General features: G+C 43.7%; 20 protein-coding genes and 2 pseudogenes. 2 read left to right on the forward strand and 20 right to left on the reverse strand.

What is annotated here, in order from left to right; translation table 11 throughout:
• Positions 1–21: 21 nt before the first annotated feature.
• The 8 genes from prmA to D6V41_RS07630 all read right to left on the reverse strand — a co-directional run bounded on the left by prmA (position 22) and on the right by D6V41_RS07630 (position 6,726).
• Positions 22–909: a 50S ribosomal protein L11 methyltransferase gene (gene prmA, locus D6V41_RS07595; protein WP_136250881.1), complete on the reverse strand. Its 888-nt coding sequence runs from the start codon at positions 907–909 to the stop codon at positions 22–24.
• Positions 910–952: 43 nt separating this feature from the next.
• Positions 953–2,506 (reverse strand): S10 family peptidase, encoded by a 1,554-nt coding sequence (locus D6V41_RS07600; protein ID WP_241664463.1) that lies wholly within the window; start codon positions 2,504–2,506, stop codon positions 953–955.
• 7 nt (positions 2,507–2,513) lie between these two features.
• On the reverse strand, positions 2,514–2,693 hold the full coding sequence (locus D6V41_RS07605) for a DUF6435 family protein (RefSeq protein WP_136250882.1): 180 nt from the start codon (positions 2,691–2,693) through the stop codon (positions 2,514–2,516).
• Between the two features lie 8 nt (positions 2,694–2,701).
• Entirely contained in the window at positions 2,702–3,070 is a 369-nt protein-coding gene (locus D6V41_RS07610; protein ID WP_136250883.1) for a hypothetical protein, read from the reverse strand.
• Positions 3,071–3,323: 253 nt separating this feature from the next.
• Positions 3,324–4,670: an acetyl-CoA carboxylase biotin carboxylase subunit gene (accC, locus tag D6V41_RS07615; RefSeq protein ID WP_136250884.1), complete on the reverse strand. Its 1,347-nt coding sequence runs from the start codon at positions 4,668–4,670 to the stop codon at positions 3,324–3,326.
• A 12-nt stretch (positions 4,671–4,682) separates the two neighbouring features.
• Positions 4,683–5,132 (reverse strand): acetyl-CoA carboxylase biotin carboxyl carrier protein, encoded by a 450-nt coding sequence (gene accB / locus D6V41_RS07620; RefSeq protein WP_136250885.1) that lies wholly within the window; start codon positions 5,130–5,132, stop codon positions 4,683–4,685.
• Positions 5,133–5,211: 79 nt separating this feature from the next.
• Positions 5,212–5,631 (reverse strand): type II 3-dehydroquinate dehydratase, encoded by a 420-nt coding sequence (gene aroQ, locus D6V41_RS07625; protein ID WP_136250886.1) that lies wholly within the window; start codon positions 5,629–5,631, stop codon positions 5,212–5,214.
• Between the two features lie 207 nt (positions 5,632–5,838).
• Positions 5,839–6,726 (reverse strand): hypothetical protein, encoded by an 888-nt coding sequence (locus D6V41_RS07630; protein WP_136250887.1) that lies wholly within the window; start codon positions 6,724–6,726, stop codon positions 5,839–5,841.
• Positions 6,727–6,908: 182 nt separating this feature from the next.
• On the opposite strand from D6V41_RS07630, the gene D6V41_RS07635 reads away from it, so the two are divergent.
• Positions 6,909–8,588 carry a GGDEF domain-containing response regulator gene (locus tag D6V41_RS07635; protein ID WP_136250888.1) on the forward strand — a complete coding sequence of 560 codons (1,680 nt, stop codon included), beginning with the start codon at positions 6,909–6,911 and terminating at the stop codon, positions 8,586–8,588.
• A gap of 14 nt (positions 8,589–8,602) precedes the next feature.
• Here the strand turns inward: D6V41_RS07635 and D6V41_RS07640 are convergent, their stop codons facing one another.
• The 12 genes and pseudogenes from D6V41_RS07640 to D6V41_RS07690 all read right to left on the reverse strand — a co-directional run bounded on the left by D6V41_RS07640 (position 8,603) and on the right by D6V41_RS07690 (position 22,513).
• Positions 8,603–9,652, reverse strand: a complete 1,050-nt coding sequence (locus D6V41_RS07640) for a protein-glutamate methylesterase/protein-glutamine glutaminase (protein ID WP_136250889.1) — start codon at positions 9,650–9,652, stop codon at positions 8,603–8,605.
• Positions 9,653–9,672: 20 nt separating this feature from the next.
• On the reverse strand, positions 9,673–10,278 hold the full coding sequence (cheD, locus tag D6V41_RS07645; RefSeq protein WP_136250890.1) for a chemoreceptor glutamine deamidase CheD: 606 nt from the start codon (positions 10,276–10,278) through the stop codon (positions 9,673–9,675).
• Positions 10,275–11,108: a CheR family methyltransferase gene (locus D6V41_RS07650; RefSeq protein ID WP_136250891.1), complete on the reverse strand. Its 834-nt coding sequence runs from the start codon at positions 11,106–11,108 to the stop codon at positions 10,275–10,277. Before D6V41_RS07650 ends, cheD begins: the two co-directional genes overlap by 4 nt.
• A 57-nt stretch (positions 11,109–11,165) precedes the next feature.
• Entirely contained in the window at positions 11,166–13,133 is a 1,968-nt protein-coding gene (locus tag D6V41_RS18265; protein ID WP_421907773.1) for a methyl-accepting chemotaxis protein, read from the reverse strand.
• Positions 13,119–14,276 (reverse strand): annotated as a pseudogene (locus D6V41_RS18500) (nitrate- and nitrite sensing domain-containing protein); the annotation flags it as partial. The gene D6V41_RS18265 and the pseudogene D6V41_RS18500, both read right to left, overlap by 15 nt.
• Before the next feature lies 1 nt (position 14,277).
• Positions 14,278–14,784, reverse strand: coding sequence for a chemotaxis protein CheW (locus D6V41_RS07660; RefSeq protein ID WP_136250892.1), 507 nt, complete (start codon positions 14,782–14,784; stop codon positions 14,278–14,280).
• A complete protein-coding gene (locus D6V41_RS07665; protein WP_136250893.1) occupies positions 14,774–16,819 on the reverse strand; it encodes a chemotaxis protein CheA in 2,046 nt (681 codons plus the stop codon). Before D6V41_RS07665 ends, D6V41_RS07660 begins: the two co-directional genes overlap by 11 nt.
• 12 nt (positions 16,820–16,831) lie before the next feature.
• A complete protein-coding gene (locus D6V41_RS07670) occupies positions 16,832–17,197 on the reverse strand; it encodes a response regulator (protein WP_136250894.1) in 366 nt (121 codons plus the stop codon).
• A gap of 3 nt (positions 17,198–17,200) precedes the next feature.
• Positions 17,201–18,871: a fused response regulator/phosphatase gene (locus D6V41_RS07675; RefSeq protein ID WP_136250895.1), complete on the reverse strand. Its 1,671-nt coding sequence runs from the start codon at positions 18,869–18,871 to the stop codon at positions 17,201–17,203.
• Between the two features lie 30 nt (positions 18,872–18,901).
• Positions 18,902–19,183 carry an STAS domain-containing protein gene (locus D6V41_RS07680; RefSeq protein ID WP_136250896.1) on the reverse strand — a complete coding sequence of 94 codons (282 nt, stop codon included), beginning with the start codon at positions 19,181–19,183 and terminating at the stop codon, positions 18,902–18,904.
• A 355-nt stretch (positions 19,184–19,538) separates the two neighbouring features.
• Positions 19,539–20,393, reverse strand: a pseudogene (locus D6V41_RS18440) (methyl-accepting chemotaxis protein); the annotation flags it as partial.
• Between the two features lie 335 nt (positions 20,394–20,728).
• Positions 20,729–22,513: a protein-disulfide reductase DsbD gene (locus D6V41_RS07690; protein ID WP_241664464.1), complete on the reverse strand. Its 1,785-nt coding sequence runs from the start codon at positions 22,511–22,513 to the stop codon at positions 20,729–20,731.
• A gap of 414 nt (positions 22,514–22,927) precedes the next feature.
• Here D6V41_RS07690 and D6V41_RS07695 point away from each other — a divergent pair, with 414 nt between their 5' ends.
• Entirely contained in the window at positions 22,928–23,509 is a 582-nt protein-coding gene (locus tag D6V41_RS07695) for an FxsA family protein (protein ID WP_136250898.1), read from the forward strand.
• Positions 23,510–23,524: the final 15 nt, after the last annotated feature.

Below are 23,524 nucleotides of genomic sequence, written 5' to 3' on the forward strand. Positions count from 1 at the left end.
AAAGTCATAAAAAAGGCTTGACTACGGTGTTTTCCGCTTGCCTGCTGCTCTAATCCATTCGCCCTCGCAAGTAACCGGTTCAAACACAAAACTATGTTCATATTTTGCTAACACTTCATTGACTTGTGTAAGCAAAATACCAGACATAATTAACATTCCGCCCGGTTTTACCAAGTCAGTAATCTCAGCATGTAGCTCTTTTAAAGGTGCAGCCAATATGTTTGCAATAACAATATCGGCTTTGATGGCGGGTTGATGTTCTGGAAGATACAAGTCGAGTCTGTCCTCAACTTCGTTGTTAAGTGCATTCTGCTTACTGGCGATTAGCGCTTGTGGATCTATATCAATACCGGTCGCTCTGGCTGCGCCGAGTTTGAGGGCTGCTACCGCTAAAATCCCACTTCCACATCCAAAATCAATGACTGTCCTCGATTGTAGATCCTGTGCATCGAGCCACTTTAAGCAAAGCGATGTAGTGGGATGCGTTCCTGTTCCAAACGCTAAACCAGGATCAAGTTTAATGTTAACTGCATCCGGCTCAGGTGCCGGTGTCCACGAAGGACATATCCAAAGACGTTTGCCAAACTGCATGGGATGAAAATCATCCATCCAGGCTCGCTCCCATTGTCTGTCCTCTAATTGGTCTACGCTGTAGTTAAACCCTGATTGAAAAAAAGGTAGCGTGCGTAAATAGTCGATTTTCGGCTGAATGTCTGTCTGTGCATCAAACAAAGCAATTACCTGAGTGTCCGGCCAAAGAAGCACCTCTCCGGGTTTTGGCTCATACATGGGCGTGTCTTTAGCATCGACAAAGGTGACGGCCTGCGCTTCTAGCTCGTCAGACAACACATCACCAACGGCTTCAGCTTGATCAGCTTTAAGATTTATTTTTAATTGTTGCCAGGGCATCCTTTCCTCGCGAATATGTTAGCGTTGCGTTGTAATACAAATTTCACTGTCTCGCCTCATTTAAAAAGCTCCTCATGTCATTTGCCAGAGCTTTAAGAGACGGGTGATGAATATACATCATGTGCCCGGCTGGATAGTATTGCATCGTCAACCGGTTTTTATCGATACCGGCATGATTCATTGAATATTCGGTTGCGAAAAAAGGCGTTGCTAAATCGTAATAGCCATTTGCGACAAAGATACGAAAAGCGGGATTTTGTCGCTGAGCACGCGCTAAATGTTGGGAAGTATTTAAAAAACCTTGTGAGCGAGGAGAGCTTTCATACAGCCAGTTCCAGTTACCAAATACTTCTCCTGACAGGATATGATATGGCGTTTCTCTAAGCACACCTAAATCACTGGCCAGATAGCTATGAATAGCGGCCGTGTAGGCGCCGTCAATAGCATAGCCAGATGGGTCGGTTTCAAAGCGTGCTTCAACGTTGCTTGCATCTTCGCCTAAATATCGGCTGTCCAATCGACCTACACTCAAGCCCCTATCGCGAAGTAGCTCTTTCATGAAAAGCATCTCGTCAATTCTGTAGTTACTTGACTGAATATAGTTTTTAGATAAGCCAGTGTATTGGTGCAGTTTTTCAGTAATAAGGTTCAGTTGTTCGGGAGTAGCCAAATCTCCTAATATTAGCGTCGAGGCATAGTCCTTAAGCGCAAAATCGCGGACTTCGTTTAAGAAACTTTCTAACGAGTCCCATTCGGATTTATCAGGCAGCGCATCGTGATACCAAGCTGTGGCAGCATAGGTAGGCAAAAAAGTAACGAAAGGAAGGTCATTTCCGGGGGCAAAATCCCCTGTTTGAAAGTCAACAATACTTGAGATTAAAAAAACACCACTTAAGTCGATACTTCCCCAGCCTTCCTGCAAGGCTCTGGTCATAACTGCAGCCCGGGTCGTGCCATAGCTTTCACCAGCTAAATACTTTGGAGAATTCCATCTTTGATGCTTAGTAATAAATACGCGGACGAATTGGGCTAGAATGTCTGCGTCTTCCTTAACGCCCCAAAAATCCTTGCCTGTATATTCGCCGAGTGCTTTTGAATATCCGGTGCCAACCGGATCGATAAAAACCATGTCAGCAATATCCAGTAAACTATGCTCGTTGTCTTTAATGGTATAGGGAGCAGATGGGACAGGCTCAGCATCACTTGGAATTTGCACGATTTTAGGTCCAAATACACCAAGATGCAGCCAAACACTTGATGAACCAGGCCCTCCGTTAAACACAAATATAAGCGGGCGTTGAGACGCATCTTTAAGGTCTGTTCTAAAGTAGGCGGTGCTAAAAATGGATGCTTTAGGCTTCCCTTCATCATCTAACAGGTGCGTATCACCGGCAATAACCTTGTAATCAATTTTTTGATCGTTAAATCTTCCGCTGTGCTCAGTGGTGCTACTTTGCGGCGCAACTATCGTATTTTCCTTATTTGCGTTTGCTTCTTGAGCAAAGCTCACATTACACATAGCCAAGCAAAACAGAAATATAATACTTCGACCTTTATTTAGTGTGTGAAAATAGGTGTTATCGCGATGAATAGACATGGTTGCTTTACTCTTTGTTTTTATTCTCTATAGCCTGTATTTCAGCCCAAATACTCTCTGCCTCTGCCGTCAACATGGAATACGTTTTTATATCCCCTTTGCGCTGAGCAAGCATGGCTTGTTCTAATTTCATATCATACGTTTTACGCAACTTTTTGCTAGGATTAGATTTAAACAAACCAAACATAATGACTCCTAAAGCCTTAATAATTCATGAACATAACGTTTAAGCGGAGTAGTCATTACTGTAACCGTATCCGAATTGTTCACCTTCTGCGCGAATTCAACAATTGTAAGCATCTCATCGAAAGGATGTTCAGGAGAATTCACTATATGATGAAAATGTTGTTCAATTTCTAGACGTTGCCCGTAATCACTTTCTTCAAGCAAGTGCAATTCTTTTTTAACGTAAGTTCGCCATTCATGTTTGTAACTCGTTTCAAGCCGCTCAGGAAAATGCCGTAAATCGTGGATGTCCTTTTTTAGGTCGACTATATCGTCTGCTCTGTCTAGCAAATAACGAAAAATAAAAAGAGACTTTATATCTAATTGATCAACTAACATACCTTCTCTCCCGCATCATTGAATAATCTTACGCAAATTTACGTCATTATGTTTTAGAAGCTTTGCTGCTATTAAATAGATGCGCAAATCAGGATTTACATCTGACAAACCAAACTTCATCATTTAAATAACGTAAAGACTGTCCCCGAGTGAGTAGACTGTCCTCGGCTGAGGAGACTGTCCCCGAGCAAGAAGACTGTCCTCAAATAAAAAAGCCAGCGCAAGCGCTGGCGAGTTTATAATGAGAAAAGGACTACTTTTCGTTTTCGAGCTTTTTCTCTAGGTAGTGAATGTTTGTGCCACCATTGAAAAAGTTTTCGTCTGCAAGAATGCGTTGCTGTAGCGGTATATTCGTTTTTATACCATCAATTACTAACTCATTCAGCGCATGGCGCATTCTGGCAATGGCTTCGTCACGGCTTTCGCCGTAAGTGATCAGTTTGCCAATCATGGAGTCGTAATAGGGCGGAACGGTATAGCCTGAATAAACATGGGATTCCCAGCGCACGCCTAAACCGCCTGGTGAATGAAACATGTTAATTTTGCCAGGACTAGGAATGAAGGTTTGCGGGTCTTCTGCATTAATACGACATTCAATGGCATGACCACGCATGCGGACTTGCTCCTGATCGATTGACAAAGGCTGGCCGCCGGCAATTCGCAATTGTTCTTTGATTAAGTCCACACCCGTCACCATTTCAGTCACCGGATGTTCAACCTGAATTCGCGTATTCATTTCGATGAAATAAAATTCGCCGTTTTCATAAAGAAACTCAAAAGTGCCCGCGCCGCGATAATTAATCTCAATACATGCGCGGCGGCAGCGCTCTCCAATTTTATCGCGCATTTGCTGCGAAATACCTGGAGCTGGGGCTTCTTCAACCACTTTTTGGTGTCGACGCTGCATGGAGCAATCTCGTTCACCTAAATGTATCGCATTCCCTTGACCATCCGCTAAAACCTGTATCTCAACGTGACGCGGATTTTCCAGATACTTTTCCATGTATACAATGTCGTTATTAAAAGCAGCGCCCGCTTCCTGTTTTGTCATACGAATGGCGCTTTCCAGTTCAGATTCACTGCGCACAACTCGCATGCCTCTGCCACCACCGCCACCAGCTGCTTTAACAATCATCGGGTAGCCAATTCGTTTGGCAATAGCACGGTTTTTTTCCATGTCATCGCCAAGAGGGCCGTCAGACCCAGGAACACAAGGAACACCCGCTTTTCTCATTGCAGCAATGGCAGACACTTTATCACCCATTAAATTAATGGTTTCAGGTTTAGGCCCTATGAAAATGAAGCCACTTTTTTCAACCGCTTCGGCAAAATCAGCGTTTTCTGATAAAAATCCGTAGCCAGGATGAATAGCAATTGCATTGGTGACCTCAGCCGCTGCAATGATCCGTGGAATGTTCAAGTAGCTTTCTGATGCGGGTGCATTTCCGATACAAATCGACTCGTCCGCCAGCAACACATGCTTTAGATTTCGATCGGCAGTAGAGTGCGCGGCAACAGTTTTAATGCCAAGCTCTTTACATGCCCGCATTATTCTAAGGGCAATCTCGCCACGGTTGGCAATTAGCACTTTATCTAACATAAAAAAGCCCTTTTATTCGATGATAAATAGTGGTTGGTCGAATTCAACAGGCTCTTGATTACTCACCAATATCTCTTTTACTACGCCCTCAACATCCGCTTCTATTTGATTCATCATCTTCATGGCTTCGACGATACAAAGTGTATCCCCTTTTTTCACAGACTGTCCAACTTCAACAAAAGGTTTGGCTTCAGGCGAAGATGAGCGGTAGAACGTGCCAACCATTGGCGACTTTACCACGTGCCCTGACATTGCTGGAGGCTCAACCGCAGCGGCAGACGGAGCTGGCGCGGCAGGAGCCGGTGCAGCTTGTGCCGGCGCTTGCGGTAAATATTGCACTGACTGGGCTTGCGAGGAGCCGCGATGGATGCGAACGGATTCCTCGCCTTCTGTGATTTCAAGCTCTGCAATGCCGGATTCTTCTACCAGCTCAATAAGCTTCTTAATTTTTCTAATGTCCATGATGTCGCCTTTTATCGATTATTTGTTATGTGTTGTGTTTTTAGTGTTCGTTGAACTTTTTGACTGTCCATTTATAAAACTAGGAAAATGCATCTAAAGCAAGATAATAGCCCTTAACACCCAAGCCAATAATGCAGCCCTTTGCAATATCTGAAAGGTAGGACTTATGTCTGAAACTTTCGCGCTGATACACATTTGAGATATGCACTTCGATGAAGGGGAGTTGCGTGCCTAAAAACGCGTCGCGAATGGCGATGCTAGTGTGAGTAAACGCTCCCGGATTGATAATTACGCCATCCACTTTCTTTGCATAAGCATGGATGGTTTCGATGATCTGGTGTTCAGCATTCGATTGAAAGCAATCTAATTGCATGTTTTTAGACTGTGCATACTCTGTTAAATCGCTTTCCAGAATGCTTAATGTGGTACTGCCATAAACATCAGGTTCTCTTGTTCCAAGAAGATTAAGATTTGGACCGTTAATTAAAAGTAAATTCATGAGTTACGCGTGAACATCCTCAAATTTGCCGTTATTTTCCAAGAAAATAAGACTTGATGTATATTTTGCTCAAATACGGATTAAAATTTGAGCGCTACCAACGAGTTTAGGTCTTGGACTGGAAAATAACATACTTTGTTGCATGTTTTCAGCAAATTACTGGTCTAATCAGCGAAGATGCGAGCAATATTTTGTATATAAAAGAAATTAATTATGATTTTTAGGTCGGAAAAACCCAACGGCATAGGAATATCCGCCATTCTCGCCTTCATCTTCTAGCATTTTAGGTAAAATAAACTCGCAGTTTATTGAACGACCGTCACGCGTATTGACCGTATGCTCAAAAAAGCGTTGTCTATTTTTTTGATGCTCAAGTATTTCACTTACGGGAAGTAATTGACGAATGTCTTGCTGAGAGAAATCGGCTCGAGCACCGCCGAGCAGTTTAAACATCGAGTCTGTTCCCTCAATACGTTGACTGTCTATTTTAATGATACCCTCAATACGTTGACTGTCTATTTTAATGATAAAGCCAGGTTGTTCGGTTCGAATATACGTGTCTTTGATAATGCGAAAGGTTTGGTCTTGCTCGTATTGGGCGGTGATATCTTTAAATATGCCTATAAATTGTTTGGCACTGTTATCGGCGTTTCGGCTCACAATGCGGCCGCATATTCTTAGCCAGCGCCAAATTCCTTTTGAGTGGGACTTGCGATGGATCACCACATCCACTGAATCCGTTTTGCCTGCCAAGTGCGCCTGCCATTTTTCTTTAAATATTTTGCTGGAGTTTTCTGAGAGGCTGGCTATCAGTTCATTCAACTTGCCGCGCCGTTGAACCACGACTTCTTTTTCGGTAACCGAGGTGTAGAGACGGTATATGTCGTCTTCTGCAAACCACTCCCAAACCGACTCGCCGCTGGCCCACAGGGCAGACTGTAGTCTTTTTGTTGCAGTGCTAATGCGCTCATTGGCATCAAAAAGCTCAAGTGTTTTTTGCCGCAGTATGTCTTCGGCCTTTTTGCGCGCCATTCGTTCGCGCAGCAGTTGTTTTTCTAACTGCTTGACTTTCTGTTCTAGGCTGTCGTCCGACATGTTTATCTAATATCCATGGGGAAGAGGATTCGTTTTACACTAAATTGATAAGGCGTAGTTGCAACATCTTATCGGTTCGCACTATTTGCTCCAATTAACTGGCGCTTTCAATTTAACGGCTGAAATACCTTTTTCTTAAGTTTAGTAGAAAAAAGTCAGCAAATAAAAATTTCTGCCGATAAATGCTAAACACTTCGCGACAATTTGCGTCGACTGTCGAGGACAGAGCCATCAATCTACCAATTTCTATTCAATCTCAATATCAGGCTGATTTAAGAAGTCTGGTTAAAGCATGGGCGCAGGTGCGAAAGGCCAGGCAAAGTAAAGCGCTTGCCAGTTTTGACAAGCAGTTAAATAATACATCGCAGCAATACACTGCCTTTGCTCTGTACTCGTTGCATCAAATGTTTCAAACCATGCAGGCAAGCTGCAAAAAAGGTGTATTAGAAAAGCAATCAATTGAGAAAACAATCAGCGACATCGACTGGTTAATGAATCAGTTAATTCGCTCAAGTAAACTGGAGCCCGATCCATTTTTATGTGAGTCTGATTCATTAGAAAACTTTTTGCCTAAATTAAAGCAGGCAAACAGCCGCTTTAACGTTCACAGAACTTCAAAAATAGCGCTTATTGATGATGAGCGTTCAGTGGGTAAGGCGCTAACTGCAATTTTAAAACAGTTTTCGCTGGATGTTTGCTATTACCCTTCAATAACATCCTTTGAGCAGAGTCTGGAACATGATACCCCTGACTTAGTGCTGCTCGATATCATTATGCCAAAAGTGAGCACACCAGAGGTGTTTCAGTTTGCTAATCAATTAGTAAAACGAGATATAAAGGTCATTGCCTGTAGCGGATTATTTAGTTTTGAAACTCGCTTACACGCTGTAAGAGCGGGAGTCAGTGACTATGTAGTAAAACCAATTAACCCTTATTTGCTGGTTGAAAAAATTTCACGCGCATTAAATCGAAATGTCATTACCAAGCATCAGATCGTAATGCTTGACGACCAAGATTCCATGGGCCAATTTTACGAAGCTGTATTTTCGCAGGTCTCAGTGGACTTTCACTATTTCACATCAGCGGAAAAACTTATTGCTGCATTGGATCATCTCCAGCCTGATTTATTTTTGCTTGATAGAGTAATGCCCAGCGTCAATGGGCTTGAAGTCGCAGCCATGATTAGGCAGGAAGCGAAGTTTGATTTCTCGCCAATCGTGTTTCTCACTGCAAATGAGCAAATAGACACAAAACTCAATGTATTAGCCCACGGTGCAGACGACTTGATTGCGAAATCAACGCCAGCACCCATGGTGCTCGAGCAGGTTCTGGCGAGACTTGAACGGGCCGCTTTTATAAAGTCTTTTGTTTCAACTGACCCTCTCACCGGAGTGCTCAATCATGGGCAAATAGTTGAGGCGGCGAATCATCAAATGCGCCTCGATAAGCGCGAAAAAAGTGATAGTGTGCTTGCCATCGTGGATGTAGACCATTTTAAAAATGTAAACGACACGCACGGTCACGCTGCTGGAGACACGGTCTTAAACGGCCTTGGTCAACTGTTAAAATCATGCATGCGTGAAACAGACTACGTCGGGCGCTATGGTGGAGAGGAGTTTGTCCTGGTGTTTGTGAACTGCGAACTTGAGGAAGCCTTTAAGAAGCTGGACAGCATCCGCAAGCAGTGTCAGAACATGCAATTTATTGCGTCGAAACCCGAAGTCAGTATCAGCTTCAGCGCTGGATTAGTATCATTGCAAAACTTTGAAGCGCTACCTACAGCAATTAATGAAGCCGATCGTTTCTTATATAACGCGAAAGAAAATGGGCGAAATCAAATTAAAAGCCCCTTAGATAAATAAGGGCCAAATTTATTCTACAGGCGAGTCCCGCTGCCTTTTTTCTCAACGGCTTTGGTCAAAGCCATACTGATTTTTTGCAGTGGAATGACATGTTCAGTTGCTCCAATATCCACTGCGGCTTTTGGCATACCGTAAACGACGCAGCTAGCTTCGTCTTGCGCCATCGTTATTGCACCTGCTTCTTTAAGCGCCAACAAACCTTTTGCGCCATCTTTGCCCATGCCGGTTAATACAGTGGCTACCACATTTGTGCCGACTGTTTGCGCCAGAGACTCAAACATCACATCAACAGCTGGCTTATGACCACTTACCAGCGCGCCATCGTCCAGTTTTATGCGATAGTCAGCACCACTTTTAACAACTTTTAAATGCTTGTCACCAGGTGCGATGTAGGCGTTGCCCGGCAGGAGTCGCTCGCCGTCTCTTGCTTCATGTACATTCATTTTACACAAGCTATTTAATCGCTGGGCAAAAGAGCGGGTGAATGAAGGGGGCATGTGCTGAGTAATTACAGTAGCTGGAAAAGCGGGAGAAAGCGATTCTAATACTTGTCGAATTGCCTCTGTTCCTCCCGTTGATGCACCAATGCCCACAATGATCTCAGTGCCTTTATATGAAATAGGGATCGCTTTTGTTGTGGCAGAAGTCGCCGTTCTGGCTCGAGGACGTGAAGCGGCTGCAATTTTGATTTTCTGGACAATTTCTTGCTGATAATCAGATATACCTTTTGCGACATTTAATTTAGGTTTGGCGATAAAATCAATCGCACCAAGCTCCAGAGAGCGAATGGTAGCATCGGCGCCTTGCTCTGTCAGGGTTGAAATCATCAGTACCGGCGTTGGTCGCGCTTTCATTAACCTGTCAAGAAAGGTCAGACCATCCACCTTTGGCATTTCAATATCAAGGGTAATCACATCGGGTTTGAGCGATATCACCATTTCTTTGGCAACAAAGGCGTCAGGAGCTGCGCCAACGAGCTCCAGTTCAGGGGCTTGACGAATAATTTCGCTAAGTACGGAGCGAATCAAGGCTGAATCATCTACAACTAAAACACGTATGCTCAATTAAGCGCTCCGAAAAATAATCAAAAGAAGTCGATATCGCCTGAAGCTGGCGTTTGACTGACCTTAACCCGGTATTCGCTTTCACGATCGAGGATAGTGCTGTTGTGCAAGGATTTCAGTTTGCGGACTTTGACTTCACCTGTTAGCGGAAAGAAATATATTTTACGAGGGAACTCTCCCAGTAAATCTTTCGCTGAGACTCGAATATTCTCCGTCGACAAATATTCTTCTACGAAAGCTGCGTTTTGCTCACCAACACTATTAATGCGTAGCTGTTTGAGTACATTCCCGCCACCAAAAACTTTTGCCTCTAAGCGAGCTTTTGACGCACCAAGTTTAATCAAGTGGTTAATCAAAACCTCCATTGCGTAAACGCCATACCGAGCGGAATCTGAGTTGAAATTCACCGTGTCTTTGTTTGCTGGCAGTAAAAAGTGATTCATGCCAGCCACACGAGTAATAGGATCGCGAAGACAAACCGATACACATGAACCTAATACCGTAACAATCATGGTATTTTCTTTTGTGGCAAAGTATTCGCCGGGTAATATTTTGACTGCGTCACAATTGAAGTGTTTATCAAAATAACGATTTGGCGCTAAATGTTCGGTAAAATAAGCGCTCACTGGGTCATCCCCTTAGGTTTATAAACCGTTTTGCCAAGCGGCGTGAGCAATTTACTAACATGAGAAAAATTCTCCGAATGCCCGGCAAAGTAAAGCCCATTGGGCTTCATGTGGGAGATGATTTTTTCAAGGATCGCCAGTTGCGTTTGCTTATCAAAGTAAATCATCACATTGCGACAAAATACAATGTCAAAGTCTTCAGGCAAGGCGTACTTTGCATCCATTAAATTCAGTTTTTTAAACGTGAGGAGCTTTTTAAGTTCAGGCACAATTTTTACTAATCCGGCATTAATGCCCTTTCCTCGATGAAAATAGCGCTTTTTAAAATCGGCTGTCATATCACTGACTTGCTCAATTTTGTAAATGCCCCTACTTGCCGTCTCCAGTACTTTGCTGTCGATATCCGACGCAATAATCTCTACGGGAATATTAAAGCGGCCATACGCCTCTACGGCTGTCATAGCCAGTGAATACGGCTCTTCTCCGGTTGACGCTGCGGCGCACCAAATTTTAAGTGGGCGCCTGTTGCTTTGTATATAGCCTTTTAATTGCTCAAAGTGATGATGCTCTCGAAAGAACGATGTTAAGTTGGTTGTCAGTGCATTAATAAAATTTTCTTGCTCTTCGAGGTGGTTATCTAAATAACTTAAATAACCACTGAAATCCTTAAGATGCAAGGCGCGAATGCGACGCGAGAGTCGGCTATAGACCATGGAGTCTTTGCTATCGGCAAGATTAATACCGGTTAGCGTTTTAAGCTTGGCGCGCACCACTTCAAAATCTGCACGCTCATAGCCAAACTCTGCCTTTTCTCGCGTTTCTAATGTCATTTAAATAAAGTCACTCAAAAGTACATCAACTAGAACCGCATCATTTAAGTACGTCATTTAAAAGCTTTCCCATTCGTCTTCTTCCGACATCGCAGGGATCGCTTTTACTGATTTTGAAGACCTTGAGCTTGCGCCTACAGACGGGAGTTCTTCAAATTGCTGAGATAGTAAGTCAGGTTTTGATTTGCTGATCTTTGTACGTACCTCGGTATCGCTTAATTTGAATGTCCCCACACGTTGCGTTAGCTCACTTGCTTGCGAACGCATGCTTTCTGCAGCTGCGGCGGCCTCTTCAACTAAGGCAGCATTTTGTTGCGTCATTTCATCCATCTGCGAAACGGCTTTACTGACTTCATCAATGCCGCTTGCCTGCTCGGCAGATGCCGCCGCAATTTCAGACATAATGTCATTCACGCGTTGGATAGACACAACAATTTCTTGCATGGTGTCACCCGACTTGTTCACCAGTGCATTGCCACTTTCAACTTTCGCAACAGAATCAGAGATCAAATCTTTGATGTCTTTAGCAGCATTTGCGCTTCGCTGTGCGAGCGTGCGTACTTCAGAGGCGACGACTGCGAATCCTCTGCCTTGCTCACCGGCTCTTGCTGCCTCTACCGCGGCGTTTAGCGCAAGAATGTTAGTTTGGAAGGCAATACCATCTATAACACCAATAATATCTGCAATTTTTTGCGCGGATTCATTGATCGAACTCATTGTGGTGACGACTTGACGGATTAATTCACCACCATTTCCGGCTACCTCAGAAGCCTGAGACGCCAAACCATTGGCTTGGTTAGCATTTTCAGCATTTAAGCGCACGGTAGAAGTGAGTTCTTCCATACTCGAAGCGGTTTCTTCCAGGCTAGATGCTTGTTGCTCAGTACGTGTTGACAAGTCGGAGTTGCCTTGAGCAATTTCAGAAGATGCACTGCTGATGGTTTCACTTGCACTTCGAATTTGACCAATGATGCTTGCAAGATTTTCGCTTGTGGTATTGCAGTAGTTCTTAAGGTCATTAAAGGTGCCCTGGTACTGCGTTTCTACGCGTTTTGTCAGGTCTCCCTCTGAGATGGCAAGCAAAACATTGCTAACTTCATTTAATCCTTGTTCGGTGGTTTTCATCAGCTGATTTAAACCCTGTGACATAGTCAGCAAAAAGCCCTCTTTGCCCTCTTCATTTACCCGCTTGGTAAAGTTGCCCTGAAGACTTGCTTCCACAATTTCAGCGATTTCTTCTTCTGCACGCATTTCTGTAGTTCGGTCGAGCCATTCCACAACGGTTCCGATGCGCGTTCCATCTTTGCCCAAAATTGGACTGGCAGTTAAGCGGAAGTTTTGGGTTCCAACTTTTATGTCACTGGCATGTTTGTCGGTGAGCGCTTTGACCATGTTTTTCTGATGGCTGGGATTTTTATGAAAGCTATCCATATTCATGCCCAAAATACCCTCTGCAGAGAAGTGAGGCATGACTTTTTGTATTTCACGTTCTGCAGACTTCAGCATAGTCATTATTGAACGGTTCATATATATGATTGTGTTGTCAGCATCGGCAATCATCACATTAGTGCTTGTGCAGTCCAGTGATTCTAAAATACGGGTAATTCGACGCTCTTCTTCGTAAATGGCAGTCATATCATGCCATTCCACGCTGTTGCCCAAGCTCTTTCCGTTTTCGTCACGAATGGGATTGATCATCAATCGGAATGAGTATTTGCCTAAGTTCAGCTTGGCCTCGTGCACGTTTGTAAGCTTGTCGAGCACGGCATGCTGATGCGCCGGGTTTTTATGAAAATCATCAATACTGGTGCCAACAAGTTGGTCGGCGTTAAACTGAGGCAGATCTTTGCGTATTTCACTTTCGCATTCTTTAAGCAGTTTAACCGCAGCACCATTCATATAGCGGATAGTTCGCTCAGCATCCGACATCATAAAGGCCGTTGAACTGCTATCAAGCGCTTGTTTAATTTTACTTGCTTCAAGCGAGACGGCTGCCGCATCTTCTAATTGCTTGGCTAAAGCAATAAGCTCTCGCTCAAGCACACCCATCTCATCTTTTCTTTTATCGTTTAACTCAACCTGATAGTCACCGTTTGAGATAGCTTTAAAGCCTCGAATGAGTTTATTTGCCGATGACGTAAGCGAACGCACAATAATGGCTCCTGTAAGCAAGCTAATTGCCAAAAGGCTCGCAATAACGCTTAGCGTGAAACTGCGCTCAGCCGAAATGGATGACACGCGCTCTTCGATGACCTCATTTAAAGAGTTGATATTCTCATTGTGCATATCGTAAAGCTGGTTAATGACGCTGGAATATTGATTGAAGAATTCTGATGCGCTGTAGGCTGGTGTATCAGCTTGCAAGATTTCACTTGTTGTTAGATTTTCAAGCTCTTGGACACGTGTTTTTAACGTTGCCGCGCTTTGATAAGCTGACTCAAAGCGTTCATCTGCCTGAGCGGCTGCTATCATGTTGTATTCGAAATCGGTTAAAGGCGATTGGATGTTATTTAAATACGCGCTGATACTGCTTTTTTGTCCTTCTGAAATCTGTGCACCGGTTAAGATGCCGGCACCCGCGCCGCGTATTTTGCCCAGATTATCTGCCAAACGAGGCATGTTTTGTAAATTGGCAATAATGAGATGATACGAGGCAGCGGCCGGATCGTAACTTAATAGAAAGTGCTGAGATATTTCAGAAATAAGTAAATCAGCATTACCAATCATGTTGCTATGGGCAGTGAAAGACTCAGAAGCGCTATATTGTCGGGCGTTTACGCGACTCTTAACGCTTCCCCAGGTCTGCTCCAAAACGTTGGCGCTTTCTTGCAGACTTTTTGTTCCTTCGCGTTCCGCCAGTAGATTTTTTACCTTGCGAAACTGCTGGTCGAGTTCAGATGCTTTGCTGCTTAGCGCGCTTGCTACATTTACATCGCCGTTAAAAAGTTTGGCAGACATACCGCGATGCTCAGCCATTAGCTTTTTCAAGCCAACGACTGCGCTTGCCGGCGCGATACCCTTAAGTTCAATTTCAGATGATGATTGCGTGTCTACAGAAAGTTGAACGTAATAATAAGTGGGCAACGCTAACCCGGCGATTGCCAGTAGTGCAATTATTCCCATCTTGACAGGAAGTTTGATGTTATCAAACACGGCTAAAATCTTCATCTTACTCGTACTCCGCTTGAGCGTTAGGGTCAAACAAGCCGAGTTCGTCAGAAGAAATCAGCTTTTGAATATTTACTAATATGATCATGTCATCTTTTACGGTGGTTAAACCGTGCAAGTATGCACTGTCAAACGCCACACCAAATTCAGGAGGGGGCTTGATTTCACTCTCTTTAACTTTTATGACGTCACTTACTTCGTCTACTACAATACCGACTACTCGTTCGCCAATCATAAGCATGATAACGATAGTGAATTCGTTGTAGCTTGCTTCACCTACATTGAATTTGATGCGCAAATCTATGATGGGAACAATATCGCCTCGCAAGTTAATCACCCCTTTAATAAAATCGGGCGCATTTGCAATTTTTGTGACGTTTTCATAACCGCGGATCTCTTTGACGGTCATAATATCCAGCGCATAGTTCTCATCACCTAATACAAAGGTAAGAAACTCTTGTTGCTCTTCGTTTGTAGCCTGTTCGGCAGCGGCTGCATTAGCTGACAATGGGCACCTCCTGATGACTTGGGGTTTTAACCTCGGCGGCAATGCTTTCAATATCTAAAATCATGGCCACACTGCCGTCGCCCATGATAGTTGCACCCGCCACACCGGGCACGCGCTTATAATGTTGTTCCAGGCTTTTGATAACCACTTGTTGCTGACCTTCCAAGGTATCTACTAATATGCCAAAGCGTTTGCGGCTGGTTTCCACCAAGACCACAATGGCATCGGTGATATTGGTTTTGGCATTATCTATATTCATCAACTTGTGCATTTGCACCAATGGCCAATATTCCCCTCTAACCCACAGCACCTTGTCTTTTGCCAGGGTTTTAATTTGTTCTTTTGCGGGCTGCATGGATTCGATGATGTTGGTTAACGGAATCACGTAAGTCTGTCCTCCAACCGAGACACACATGCCATCCACAATTGCCAGCGTGAGCGGCAGTCTGATTCTAAATACAGAGCCTACGCCCTGATGACTTTCAATTTCCACAGAGCCGCCAATGGATTCAATATTTCGTCGAACCACATCCATGCCAACACCTCGGCCTGAAACATCGGTCACCGCTTCTGCTGTTGAAAAACCCGGCTCAAAAATCAAATTCCATACATCGGCGTCTTTAATATCCGCAGCTACGTCTAAACCGTTGGCAATTGCCTTATCAAGAATACGCTCCCGGTTGAGCCCTGCGCCGTCATCTGTAATGCTAATGAGAATGCTTCCACCGCGCTGCTGCGCACTCAAAATTACGGTGCCTTGTGCGGTTTTGCCTGCTGCTTTGCGTTTATCAGGCATTTCAATGCCGTGATCGACACTGTTGCGAATCAGATGCGTGAGCGGGTCAACAAGCTTTTCAATCATGCCTTTATCGATTTCAGTCGCTCCGCCTTCAATAACTAAATTGACATCTTTGCCGAGCTTGTCTGCCAAATCGCGCACAACCCGTGGAAAGCGATTAAAGGCAAAGGACATCGGTAACATGCGCATAGACATAACGGCTTCCTGAATTTCGCGTATATTGCGAGACAGCTCACCAATTGCGCCTTCTAATTTCTCTTCCGTTTCACCCTGGACTTCTTTGCCCACGATTTTGATCATTGACTGGGTGATCACCAATTCGCCTACCAGATTGACCAGTGAGTCGATTTTATTGGTATCAACGCGAATAGATGAGGATTCTTTGTTTTCTGATTTTACTTTGCGCGGTGCTGACTTCTCAGCGCCTTTAATATTTGCATTAGTTGATTTTAAGGGCTCTGCCTGCTTAGCCGACGCCGTTTTGTTTGCGCTTGGAGACAAGGTGGAAGATAGGGGGGCCTGCTTAAGATCAGATTGATTGTCATCAGATGGTATTATTTGGTGAGCGCCAGATGCATCGTCAAAGAAACCAAAACCATCATCATCAGTTTTAACTGGCGCAGATGTTTTCGCATCGCTTTCGCTTTTAACTTCTTCATCTTCGTAGAATCCATAGGCCTTCTCTTCTGACACGGGATCTAGTGGCTCGAAAAAGCCAAAATCATCATCGTTGCTTGTAACAGGATGTTCAAAAAGGCCAAAACCTTCTATCTCATCTTTCGCCTGTGCGTTTTGAGCATCTTTTTGCCCATTTTCTGTTTGGGAACTGTCGGCCGAAATAACGTCATCGCTTTTTAAAAGCTGTTCAAGGGCAATAGTACCCGTTTCAATTTCGGCCCAATTAATTTCTTCTTCGTTTTGATAGCAGTGAAGGATATTTTTTAAGGTATCTACGGTGACAAGAAGTTGGTCAACAATCGTTTTGGTGATAACAAGTTCATCTTTGCGGGCCAAATCGAGGATGTTTTCCATCACATGAGTAAGACCTGTTAGCGCATCAAAACCAAATACACCGCTTCCACCTTTGATAGAGTGGGCTGCCCTGAAAATACTGTTGAGATCTTCAATATCAGGCGCCTCAAGAGACAACTCCATAAGAAGATGCTCCATCTCATCAAGGTGTTCCTGGCTTTCTTCAAAAAATACGCCGAAGAATTGACTCATGTCGACAGACATAGACAAGATTCCTTATGGCAAAACTTTTGCAGCGACTGCAAGCAGTTTTTGCGGATCAAAAGGCTTCACCATCCACCCGGTCGCGCCTGCCGCGCGGCCTTGCGCTTTCATGCTATCACTCGCTTCAGTGGTAAGCACAACAATGGGGGTTGAGCGGTAGGAACTTAAGGCGCGTAGCGACTTAATTAAGGTTAAGCCATCCATTCGAGGCATGTTTTGGTCAGTGAGCACAAAGTCGTACTGCATGCGCTTACATAAATCGAGCGCCGCTTGTCCGTCTTCTGCAGTGGTCACTTGGTAACTGGCTGATTTCAGGGTTACCTGCACCATTTGACGAATCGATGGTGAGTCGTCTACTACCAAAATGTGTTTACTCATGTTTTAAAACTCTCTTTTAATTACGACGGATGTTTGATTACCTGGAGGCGTAACCTCCACGCTTTTACATAATTGATCGATAAGTGAAAGGCCGCGTCCAGATAAGGAATCATCATCCATTTCGCCTGTTCCTTTCACTTCATAGCCTTTCCCCGAATCCTTTATTGAAAAAGCGATTTCACTTGTTTTGGGATTAAATTCAAAGTGCATCTCGAGCCTTTCGTTTTCGTCGATTGACGCCAAGCGCTCTTCTTTAAGCATTAAATACTCGGCAAAGCCGGCGTAGTCATTTTTCAATTTTGAATCAAGACCAAGAATGCCGTGGTCAAGCGCATTACTAATAAGTTCAGCAAAAACGGTAAAGGCGCGCTGTCTCATATCGCCTACCACATCGGCGCAACGCATCAAACTATCAAAGCATCCAACAATGTCTGATGTCCCAATCAAGCCGCCTTCCAATTGAATACTTGCACAAAGTTTGCCAGTGTTGCTTAAAGTCGTTTGTTTCTTTTGATAAAGATGCGCATCCATTAGCGCAGCAATTTGCAAATCGCAAATCGATAAATCATCCTGAAGCTCTTCCATTTCATTAAAAACCGTAAAATGATTCACGACTTGACTGAGCAAGCCTTCTTTACCCGTGTTCTTTTCTAATACATCGAGCACTCTTGCCATCCCAAATTCTTCTTTAAAGGGATTTTGTTGCTCGATAAGCCCATCACTGAAAAAGAAAAGATTACTGACAGAATGCGTCTGCATGCTAACAATTCCGGGATCAAAATCTTCCGGTTCCAAAATACCCAGCGCCATGGAGGAAGAGGCAAAGCGTTCCAGGGTTTTGTCGTGTTTAATGGCGATAATGTCTGGCATGCCGCCGTTAAAAAGGTCAAGCTTTTGTTTGCTGAAGTTAATTTCTACCCCAATGAGCGTGACAAACTTGTCGTCAGGTAGCTCAATACATAGCTTTTTGTTCGCTTCGTGCACAATGTGGGCAAGCGATAAACCTTTACGGATCATGGCTTTAATTGTGGCAACCAAGGGCAAGATACTAATTGCAGCGGCAAGGCCATGCCCCGTGGCATCGGCAAGAATGACAAAGCGGTTGCCGTTTGGTGCGGTATCGCAAATAAATACATCGCCATTAAATGAGCTGGACGATTGAATGTAGGTGTCAACGCATTCTGTTTCAGTATTTAATGTTGATGCCACGTGCTCATATACGTAGCGAGCGAGCTGCTCTTCATGCTCTTGTTTATTCAATAAACTGGATAAATGCTGAGCTTGTTCAGCAAGCTGCGCTTCTTTTTGATAGAGGCTATTGACGCGCTGCATTTTTTGCCAGAGCAAATCAAGTGAGAGTGGTTTGACTAGAAAATCATCGGCGCCTTTTTCAAAAGCTTCAAGCATGAGGTTTTGATTTTCATCCGCGGTTATCATCATAACGGGAAGCGGTTTGTCATGAGGCAGTTCATTTTTCAAAAAATCAATAAAATGGATACCACTGCCGTCAGGTAAATGATTGTCCAATAACGCAAACTGAAAAATGGAGCTTTGCAAATGGAGCTTGGCAGAAGCAATGCTATCGGCAACAAGTGTTGTGCAATTGTTGTCTTCTAAAAAAGTTTGCAGGATTTCAGCGAATAAACTGTCATCTTCAATAATCAGAACGCGCATAGCATTGCCTTTAGCCTCTGAGTGAGAGGCTTACGAAATCTCGAACAAACGATCAAAATTCGCGATAGTTAAAATTTCACGAGCGCTTTCTTTTGCGCCACGAATACGGACATTGATATTTTTACTTTTCGCCTTTTTCTGGAAAAGCACCATCATGCCTAAGGCCGAACTGTCCAAATAACTAACCCGGCTAAAATCCAAAGCGATATCAGTGACTCCATCGCTTTGCAAAATGCCTTGATATTGTTCGGTAAACTCTTTGTGATAACCAAAATCAAACCGCTCTGGTACTTGTAGTGAACGCTCACTCATTGTCATTATTCCTAATTACTGCTTGCTAAAAACCGAAAGGATTCGGGTTTAATTAAAATAAATCCACGTCGCCTGCTTGCATATTGGTAGCAGAAACCGGGTTGTGTTTATCACGCTTTCGTCCTCTCAAGCGTTCAAGATAGCCATGGACTTGAGCGCTTATCTCTTCAATATTTTCAGGTGTCAAATGTTCGACTTGCTGACGGACAAAGCGCAAGGTTTCAAGAGTAAATGCAAGATTTTGGCCATTTATATCGCCAAACTGTAAGCCCCTGATGGCTTGCGAGAGAGAATCTTCCAGATCGTGAGCGACGCGCTCCAAACCCATGGTAACCTTCGAATCTGACTCTGCTTTTTTAATGATGCTTTGAAGTGCTTCGTTAATATCTTTTTTGGCATCAATCACATAACTTACATCGTAACTGGCTAATCGCCCGACTTCTCCTGTGAGCCCTTCAATCTGCTGAGACATTGCTTTTAATTGAGCTTGAATAGCATCTGAAAATTGGGAAGAGCGGTTTGACAGGGAACGAACTTCATCAGCCACCACTGCAAAGCCTCGACCGTGTTCGCCGGCTCTAGCGGCTTCAATGGCAGCGTTTAGCGCCAGTAAATTTGTTTGATCTGCAATACTGTCGATATCTTTTACGGCTTTTAACACCTGTGGAACCGACTCGTAAATTTCTGTTACTTGATCCAATAAAGCCATCGACGAAGCTGACATGTCCACCGTTGACTGGATAAATTTGTCCAAGGTAGAGGCGGTACTATCAGCAAAAACGCGCATTTTTTCGCTGTAAAGAAGCTCTCCTGAGCTTTCCGCCCGAATTAGACGCTGGATTGTTTCTGCTTGCTCATTGACCAATACCTGAAGGCGCGAAAAACTGCTGCTTAAGGTTTCTACCGCATCGTCCTGCGTGCTTTTAATGGCCGCAATGTTAGACTCACTTTCTTGAAGGGTTGGTATAAACTCATCACGTAGTATCGCAAACTCGCTAAATATTTGTGCTTTTTGTGTTTCTTGCAACGACGGATGTTTTTCGTTTTGTTCATGAGTCAGGTTTGCTTTGTTGACATAAACCGCGAGACCAACAAGACCTAAACTTAAAATAAGAAAGGCCAATAAGTTGTAGTTGAAATAGAGAAAACCAGCGGCAAGCAATACCGCTGAAATTATACTAATCCATACCTTGGGGCTAATTATACGCATTACACACTCTTTTATCGGGCAGGCAAATTACCTCTTTCCAATCAATGGCGCAACAACAAAGACTTGACGCGCTTGCGTAATAATTTTGACGCAATTTGCTTGTCTTAATTGTCGTTTTGCAATTATTGAAAGAAACAGGTTCGGTATAGTTGTTATCGTGCGAAAAATTAAAAAGTTTAGTGTTTTAATTGTGTTAGGGAGAAGATAGCTGATGCGGAGCATCCCGCTTTAACGCGGGATGCTTAAGCTGAATCGTAAAGTACGGTTTTTTGCTTGGAAAATTTTATTAAGCATTTAATGCAGACAGCGCAGTTAATGCAGGCAGCGCAGAGAGTTTATTGCCTTAGTGCCTTATCGACATGCGCAGCAAACGCCTCAGCTTTCATAAACCCGGTGACGCGAGAGCGCGTAAGTTCTCTGCCTTGTTCATCAAAAAACAAAATGGTGGGAAGCCCCAGAATATTGAACTCTTCCTGAAAGGCCAAATTGACTGGCGTGTTCTCAGTTAAGTCTATCTGCATCCATACGGTGTTGTTCAGTGCTTCAATTACCGCTGGATCAGGAAAGGTATATTTCTCAAATTCTTTGCAGGCTACGCACCAATCTGCGTATAAATCTACCATCACGCTCTTGCCTTCAGTATTTGCTTGGGCAATTTTCATATCTAAATCATCCAGATCACGAACCACCACCCATTCAGGATGGGCTTTCTGCGTGTTTTGATCTACTGCGCTGGTAAAGCCTAAGCCGCCAGTTAGGCCGTTGAGCTGCATCGCATACATGCCATACATAAAGGAAAACACAAAGCCCGATAAAATAACCAGGTTACGTATCCCTTTGACAAAAGTGGTTTGCGTGTTCTGATTGACCGTATACAGGTAGGCAAAGAGGCTAAGACCAAGCGCTGCCCATAAAAACTCTGTCCATGGCGCTACAAAAATACGTTCAATAAACAAAATGGCAACGGTGAGCATCATAAAGCCGAAAAAGACTTTTATCACATTCATCCAACTGCCCGCTTTTGGCAATAACTTACCGCCAGTCATGCCAAACAGTATAAGCGGAATGCCCATTCCCAGACTCAAGGCATAAAGCGCTGAAAACCCAAATAAGAGGGAATCACTTTGCGCAACCACCAGTAACACGGCAGTAAGGGGGGCCGTTGTGCAGGGTGAAGCCACAAGGCCCGAAATTACGCCCATTATAAACACGCCCACCAGGTTGCCTGATTTTTGCTCGTTTGACAGACTGTTTAGCTTTTCCTGCCATTTTGATGGAAGCTGAATTTCATACAATCCAAACATGGCAAGCGCTAGTGCTACAAACAGGATAATGAAAATGCCAAGCAATATCGGGTTTTGTAACGCAGCTTGAAATTGCGCGCCGGCAGAGGCAACAATGAGGCCCAAAATGCTGTAGGTGATTGCCATTCCCTGCACGTAAACAAAAGACAGGGTAAACGCTTTTGAGAGCTTAATTTCTTGCTTACCCTTGCCAATTACAATGCTGGATAAAATTGGATACATTGGATAAACACAAGGTGTAAAGGCCAAACCGATACCTAAAAGCAAAAGTACACCTAGAGAGATGGCAAGACTTTGGTCAGATAAGAGCTGTTCGGCCAGGGTAAATTGGCTTGAAACTGCTTCGCCGCCTTCTGTTTGAGCGATTGCATCACCTTGAGTTGGTGAGTATTCATCAAGATATATCACTTTGGTTGTTGGCGGGTAGCAAAGTCCGGCTTCCGCGCATCCCTGAAAACGCAGTTTGACTTGACCATCTTGCGCCGCTTGAATAATCGGATACGTAATTTGCATATCTTCAAAAAACACATCCGATAGACCAAAAAATTCATCTTCTATGGTTTCATGAGCGGGGTACACAGGCTCGCCGAGCGAAACGTCTTTTGTTGCGGTTTGAAACTGCTTTTTATATAAGTAGTAGCCATCTGCAATATCCCATTTAATGACTAACTCGCCATCGCGCTGCTCATAGTCAAAGCCAAATGCTTCTTCAACTTTTAAAAAGGTGGGGGAGTTTGAAAATATAGATTCTGGGGTTTGTTGTGCATAGGTTCCTGTGGCAAATAACAGGCTAAAAGCAAAGCTTACGCTTAGCATCGAAAGCATCCTGTAAACGCTCTTGGTATGACGTTTGATATCGACTACATTTATTAAAAAAGCATAAATGTGAGGCTTACACTGCATGGGTTTTCTTACAACTTTAAACAACGTTTTTTACCACCATTAAGAATTAAAAATGTTTCGCTTATGTACATTGACTCTAGGCATTGACCGTGTGCAAGGCATAATAATTTCAATGCAAGCTCGGCTTTTTAAAGTTTGCGTATAAGTTTGCATATCAGGTTGCATATAAAAAGGAAAAGCGCATTAATCACGAAGTAAATACTAACTTGATATCAATTTGGTTTGAATAATGTGATTTCATCCCAACTTATAAAAAGTATACACTAGAGCTTGAGTTAGCACAGTAAGTGCTGATTTTTGTGAACAATAGCCAGAGGCGCAATTATTTTGCTTTTTCTTTTTATTCTATTTGTTGTTTTGCCTATTTCTGAGATCATGTTGATCATCAACGTCTCCGATACCATTGGTGGTTGGAATACCTTTTTTATTGTGATCGCCACCGCTTTTATTGGTGCGTTTTTTGTTAAGCGCGAGGGCTTGCAAACACTGCAAAATGTTCAGCTCAAAACGGCCAAGGGTGAATTACCCGGCAAAGAAATATCTGAAGGGCTGCTTTTGTTAATTGCAGGCGTGCTTTTAGTCACACCTGGCTTTATCACCGATATCATCGGTTTACTTTTTACCTTGCCCTTCACCAGAGCACCGATTGCAGCAGCCTTAGTTAAACAGTTCGTGGCGTATCAAGTCAAAAACAGTGCCAAAAATAGCGCCAAGGATGGAGGATTTACCTTCACTTACTTCGAGCAGCGCACCCGATATTCTGATGATGAGCGTAAGCATCAAAACGGCTCTCCAAGTGGTTCATCGTCCAGCTCCGCCAGTCGGGGCGAAACGATAGACGGTGAATATCAGGATAAAACGCCCTCTGACAATGCTGATGCCGATAATAGAAATGATCGTTTAAATTAAGGCTGGTTTGAAGAC

It is taken from the genome of Ningiella ruwaisensis (assembly GCF_004798935.1).
Lineage (GTDB): Bacteria > Pseudomonadota > Gammaproteobacteria > Enterobacterales > Alteromonadaceae > Glaciecola > Glaciecola ruwaisensis.

Excerpts from the sequence above, each read along its gene's own strand:
- prmA (WP_136250881.1), bottom strand. The coding sequence starts at position 909 with ATGCCCTGGCAACAATTAAAAATAAATCTTAAAGCTGATCAAGCTGAA.
- D6V41_RS07600 (WP_241664463.1), bottom strand. The coding sequence starts at position 2,506 with ATGTCTATTCATCGCGATAACACCTATTTTCACACACTAAATAAAGGT.
- D6V41_RS07605 (WP_136250882.1), bottom strand. The coding sequence starts at position 2,693 with ATGTTTGGTTTGTTTAAATCTAATCCTAGCAAAAAGTTGCGTAAAACG.
- D6V41_RS07610 (WP_136250883.1), bottom strand. The coding sequence starts at position 3,070 with ATGTTAGTTGATCAATTAGATATAAAGTCTCTTTTTATTTTTCGTTAT.
- accC (WP_136250884.1), bottom strand. The coding sequence starts at position 4,670 with ATGTTAGATAAAGTGCTAATTGCCAACCGTGGCGAGATTGCCCTTAGA.
- accB (WP_136250885.1), bottom strand. The coding sequence starts at position 5,132 with ATGGACATTAGAAAAATTAAGAAGCTTATTGAGCTGGTAGAAGAATCC.
- aroQ (WP_136250886.1), bottom strand. The coding sequence starts at position 5,631 with ATGAATTTACTTTTAATTAACGGTCCAAATCTTAATCTTCTTGGAACA.
- D6V41_RS07630 (WP_136250887.1), bottom strand. The coding sequence starts at position 6,726 with ATGTCGGACGACAGCCTAGAACAGAAAGTCAAGCAGTTAGAAAAACAA.
- D6V41_RS07635 (WP_136250888.1), top strand. The coding sequence starts at position 6,909 with ATGCTAAACACTTCGCGACAATTTGCGTCGACTGTCGAGGACAGAGCC.
- D6V41_RS07650 (WP_136250891.1), bottom strand. The coding sequence starts at position 11,108 with ATGACATTAGAAACGCGAGAAAAGGCAGAGTTTGGCTATGAGCGTGCA.
- D6V41_RS07665 (WP_136250893.1), bottom strand. The coding sequence starts at position 16,819 with ATGTCTGTCGACATGAGTCAATTCTTCGGCGTATTTTTTGAAGAAAGC.
- D6V41_RS07670 (WP_136250894.1), bottom strand. The coding sequence starts at position 17,197 with ATGAGTAAACACATTTTGGTAGTAGACGACTCACCATCGATTCGTCAA.
- D6V41_RS07675 (WP_136250895.1), bottom strand. The coding sequence starts at position 18,871 with ATGCGCGTTCTGATTATTGAAGATGACAGTTTATTCGCTGAAATCCTG.
- D6V41_RS07680 (WP_136250896.1), bottom strand. The coding sequence starts at position 19,183 with ATGAGTGAGCGTTCACTACAAGTACCAGAGCGGTTTGATTTTGGTTAT.
- D6V41_RS07690 (WP_241664464.1), bottom strand. The coding sequence starts at position 22,513 with ATGCTAAGCGTAAGCTTTGCTTTTAGCCTGTTATTTGCCACAGGAACC.